The sequence below is a fragment of the Streptomyces sp. NPDC058872 genome, from assembly GCF_042743065.1.
In the GTDB taxonomy this organism is placed as follows: domain Bacteria; phylum Actinomycetota; class Actinomycetes; order Streptomycetales; family Streptomycetaceae; genus Streptomyces.
This window is the reverse complement of sequence record NZ_JBHYMK010000129.1, coordinates 1-4,542: the sequence shown is the minus strand read 5'-3', so window position 1 is coordinate 4,542 and position 4,542 is coordinate 1. Positions and strand designations below refer to the sequence as shown.

Below are 4,542 nucleotides of genomic sequence, written 5' to 3'. Positions count from 1 at the left end.
TGTTCGAGGTCGGGTGTGTTTTCGGGTGAGGTGACGACGGCGTTGCGGGTGAGCAGGACCAGTCGGGAGTCGGCGAACCGCTCCTCCGCCAGCCATTCCTGCACCAGCCCCAACGCCCAATGCAGCGAGGTCCGTTCACCGGGCGGGCAAGGAGCTACCACGACCTCGGAAGCCGACAGACCGTCGAGGCCCTCACCGGCGGACAGCCAAACCGGGTCCGGCCCCTCCGCCTGCGCGGCCTCGACGGGCACCCACTCCACGCGGAACAGCGCGTCGCGCAGGGTCGCCGCGGCTGCGGCCTCCGCCGCTCGGCCGGACGGCGGCCGCAGCGCGAGTGAGTCGACGGTCAGGACCGGACTGCCCAGGGCGTCCGCCGCGTCGAGCCGTACCTCCTCCTGACCGGTCACGGTCAGCCGCACCCGCAGTACGGTCGCGCCCGTGGCGTGCAGGCGTACGCCCCGCCAGGAAAACGGCATCAGCGCCGGCGCGCCGTCCTCGGCCAGGCTGCTGAGGCCGACCGTCTGCAGCGCCGCGTCGAACAGGGCGGGGTGCAGCTCGAAGTCCGCCGCGTCCTCGGCCAGGTCCGCCGGCAGGGCGACCTCGGCGAACACCTCGTCACCCCGCCGCCACGCCGCTCGTAGGCCCTGGAACTCAGGGCCGTACTCGAAGCCGCTCTCCCGGAACCGCTCGTAGCGGCCCTCGATGTCCAGCGGCTCGGCCCCGGCCGGCGGCCAGGCCCCGCTGAGGTCCTGCCCGGCGTCGGCGCGGTCCGGGCTCAGGGTGCCGCTCGCGTGGCGCGTCCACGGCAAGCCTTCATGCCCCGTGTCCTCGTCGGGCCGCGCGTGCACGGTCAGCGTGCGCCGGCCCGACGCGTCGGCGGCGCCGACCCGCACCCGGAGTCGTAGCCCACCGTCCTCGGGCAGCACCAGCGGTGCCTCAAGGGTCAGTTCCTCCAGCAGCGGGCAACCGGCCCTGTCCCCGGCCCGTACGGCCAGCTCGGCCAGCGCGGTGCCGGGCAGCAGGGCCGCGCCCTCGACCCGGTGACCGCGGATCCACGGCTGGGCGGCGAGCGAGACCCGGCTGGTGAACAGCAGCTCGTCGCCGTCCGCGCTCTCCAGTACTGCACCCAGCAGCGGATGGTTCACCGACTCCAGGCCGAGCGAGCGTACGTCCCCGGCCGCACCGGAGGGGGCCTTCGGCCAGTAGCGCTGCCGCTGGAAGGGGTAGGTCGGCAGATCCACCCGCCGGGCACCGCTGCCGGCGAACAGGGCCGCCCAGTCGACGCGGGCGCCGCGGGCGAACACCGTCGCCACCGCCTCCACCACCGAATCCGGCTCGGCGCGGTCGCGGCGCAGCGCGGCGGCGAACGCCACGGCGTCGCCGGGCAGGCAGTCCTGGCCCATGCCGGAGAGCACCCCGCCGGGGCCGAGTTCCAGGCAGCTGCCGACGCCCAGTTCGCCCAGCGTCCGCACGCCGTCGGCGAACCGCACGACCTGCCGCACATGGCGCACCCAGTAGTCCGGGTCGGTCAGCTCCTCGGCGGTGGCCGTACGGCCGGTCACATCGGAGACGACCGGGATCAGCGGATCGCTGTACCGCAGCGAGCGCGCGACGGCCCGGAAGTCGTCGAGCATGGCGTCCATGCGGGGCGAGTGGAAGGCATGACTGACGTTGAGCCGCTTGGTGCGTCGGCCGCGCTCGGCGAGTTCGGCGGCCACCGCGAGCACCGTCTCCTCGTCGCCCGACACGACGACGGACCGCGGCCCGTTGACGGCGGCGACAGACACCCGTTCCGTGCGTCCGGCCAGCACCTCCATGACCTCGTCCTCGGTGGCGCGTACGGACACCATCGCCCCGCCCACCGGCAGCTCCTGCATCAGCCGGCCGCGGGCGGCCACCAGCGCGCAGGCGTCCGGCAGGCTCAGTACCCCCGCGGCATGGGCCGCCGCCAGCTCGCCGACGGAGTGGCCCAGCAGCGCGGCGGGACGCAGGCCCCATGCCTCTACCAGCCGGAACAGCGCTACCTCGAGGGCGAACAGCCCTGCCTGGGTGTACTGCGTCTGGTCCAGGAGCTTCGCCTCGGCCGTGCCCGGCTCGGCGAACACCACTTCACGCAGCGGACGGTCCAGGTGCGGGTCCAGGGCGGCGCAGACCTCGTCGAAGGCGGCGGCGAACACCGGGTAGGCGGCCTGGAGTTCACGTCCCATGCCCGGGTACTGGCTGCCCTGCCCGGTGAAGAGGAACGCCGTCCGGGCGGCACGGTGACCCGCGCCCGTCACCAGCCCCGGAGCCGCGTCCCTGCCCTCGGCGAGCGCCGTCAGCGCCGCGTCGAGCCCGCCGGGAGCGTTGTTGTACAGCGCCGCGCGGTGCTCGAAGACCGAACGCCCCGTGGCCAGCGAGAAGCCGACATCGGCGGGATCCGTGTGGACGAACTTCCTCAGGTGTGCGGCCTGTTCGCGCAACGCATCCGCCGACCGGGCGGACAGCACCCACGGCACGACCGGCATCCCGGGCCCGCGCTCTGGCAGGTCCTGGGCGGACTCGTCCTCCGGGGCCTCTTCCAGGACGGCGTGCGTGTTCGTGCCGCTCACACCGAAGGACGACACGGCCGCACGGCGCGGCCGGTCGGCGGCCGGCCAGGGCTGCTCCTCGGTCAGCAGCGAGACGGCTCCGGAGTCCCAGTCGACGTGGGTGGAGGGGGTGTCGACGTGGAGGGTGCGGGGGAGGAGGCCGTGGCGCATGGCCATGACCATCTTGATGACGCCGCCGACGCCGGCGGCGGCCTGGGTGTGGCCGATGTTGGACTTCAACGAGCCGAGCCAAAGCGGCTGTTCGGGGCTGTGGTCCTGGCCGTAGGTGGCCAGGAGGGCCTGGGCCTCGATGGGGTCGCCGAGGGTGGTGCCGGTGCCGTGGGCCTCGACCACGTCTACGTCCGCAGCGGTCAGCCCGGCGGCGACCAGCGCGTCCCGGATCACCCGCTCCTGGGCGGGACCGTTGGGGGCGGTGAGGCCGTTGCTGGCGCCGTCCTGGTTGGCCGCCGTGGAGCGGACCACCGCGAGCACCGGGTGACCGTTGCGGCGCGCGTCCGACAGCCGCTCCAGCAGCAGCAGACCCGCGCCCTCCGACAGGCTGGTCCCGTCGGCGCTGTCCGCGAACGTCTTGCAGCGTCCGTCCGGGGCCAGTCCGTGCCCCTGCCCCCGGCTGAACTCGTCGAACAGCGTCGGCGTCGACATCACCGCCACGCCCCCGGCGAGCGCCAGCGAGCACTCGCCGTTGCGCAGCGACTGCACCGCCAGATGCAGCGCGATCAGCGAGGACGAGCAGGCGGTGTCGACCGTCACCGCGGGCCCCTCCAGGCCGAGCGTGTAGGCCACCCGGCCGGAGGCGACGCTGCCCGCGCTGCCGTTGTAGACATAGCCCTCGACGGCGTCCGGCGACGCGTCGACCAGCGTGCCGTAGTCGTGGTACATGACGCCGGCGAAGACGCCCGTACGGCTGCCCCGCAGGGTCCGCGGGTCGATGCCGGCCCGTTCCACGGCCTCCCAGGAGGTCTCCAGGAGCAGGCGCTGCTGGGGGTCCATGGCGAGGGCCTCGCGGGGAGAGATGCCGAAGAACGCCGGGTCGAAGTCGGCGGCGTCGTACAGGAATCCGCCGTGGTCGTAGAGCCCGTCCAGCTCCCAGCCGCGATCGGTCGGGAACTTGGACACCGCGTCCTCGCCTGCGGCCACCAGCCGCCACAGGTCCTCCGGCGTGCGTACGCCGCCCGGGTAGCGGCAGCTCATCGCGACGATCGCGATCGGCTCCCGGCCGCGCTCGGCGAGCTCCCGGTTGTGCTGCCGCAGCCGCTCGGTCTCCTTCAGGGACGCCCGCAGGGCGGCGACGACCTTGTCGTTGGGGTTGCTCATGAGGTCACTCACGCTCCGCGTCGGATCCGGCGCTGTCGCCGTCGAAAGCAAGGTTGATGAGGAGGTCGACGTCCATCTCGTCGATGGCGTCGATGGCGTCGGTCTCGTGGCCGGAGTCCGGCGCGACCGCAGGAGCCGGTGTGGTCTGCGCGGTCTCCTGCGGGAACAGCTTCCGCTCCACGAAGCGGGCGATCGCCTGCGGAGTCGGCTGGTCGAAGACCAGCGTGGCGGGCAGCCGCAGCCCGGTGGCCGTGTTGAGCCGGTTGCGCAGCTCAACCGCGGTCAGCGAGTCGAACCCGATGTCCTTGAAGGCGCGGTCCGGTTCGATCGCGGCCGTCGACGCATGGCCCAGCACGGCTGCCACCTGCGCGACGACCAGGTCCTCCAGCGCCTGCGCCCGCTGCTCTCCGGATACCCGGGCGAGCCGCTCGGCGAGCGACAGCTCCGCAGGCCGTCGCGTGCCGGCCTCCGCGGTGTGACGACGCACCCGACGCTGGGCCAGACCCCGCAGCAGCGCCGGAAGACTGTCGTCGTCGGCCCGCCGCCGCAGCGCCGCCACGTCGAGCCGGATCGGCAGCAGGTGCGGCTCGCCCGCCGCGCAGGCCGCGTCCAGCAGTCGCAGCGCCTCGTTGCTGGA

At 73.7% G+C, this 4,542-nt stretch carries 2 protein-coding genes; both read right to left on the bottom strand.

The annotated features are described in order from the left end of the window. Positions 1–3,905 (bottom strand): type I polyketide synthase (locus ACFW22_RS35625; protein WP_386412906.1); only part of this gene is annotated, 3,905 nt, incomplete at its 3' end. A 4-nt stretch (positions 3,906–3,909) separates the two neighbouring features. Beyond that, a partial coding sequence (locus ACFW22_RS35620; RefSeq protein ID WP_386412904.1) for a beta-ketoacyl reductase occupies positions 3,910–4,542 on the bottom strand: 633 nt, incomplete at its 5' end.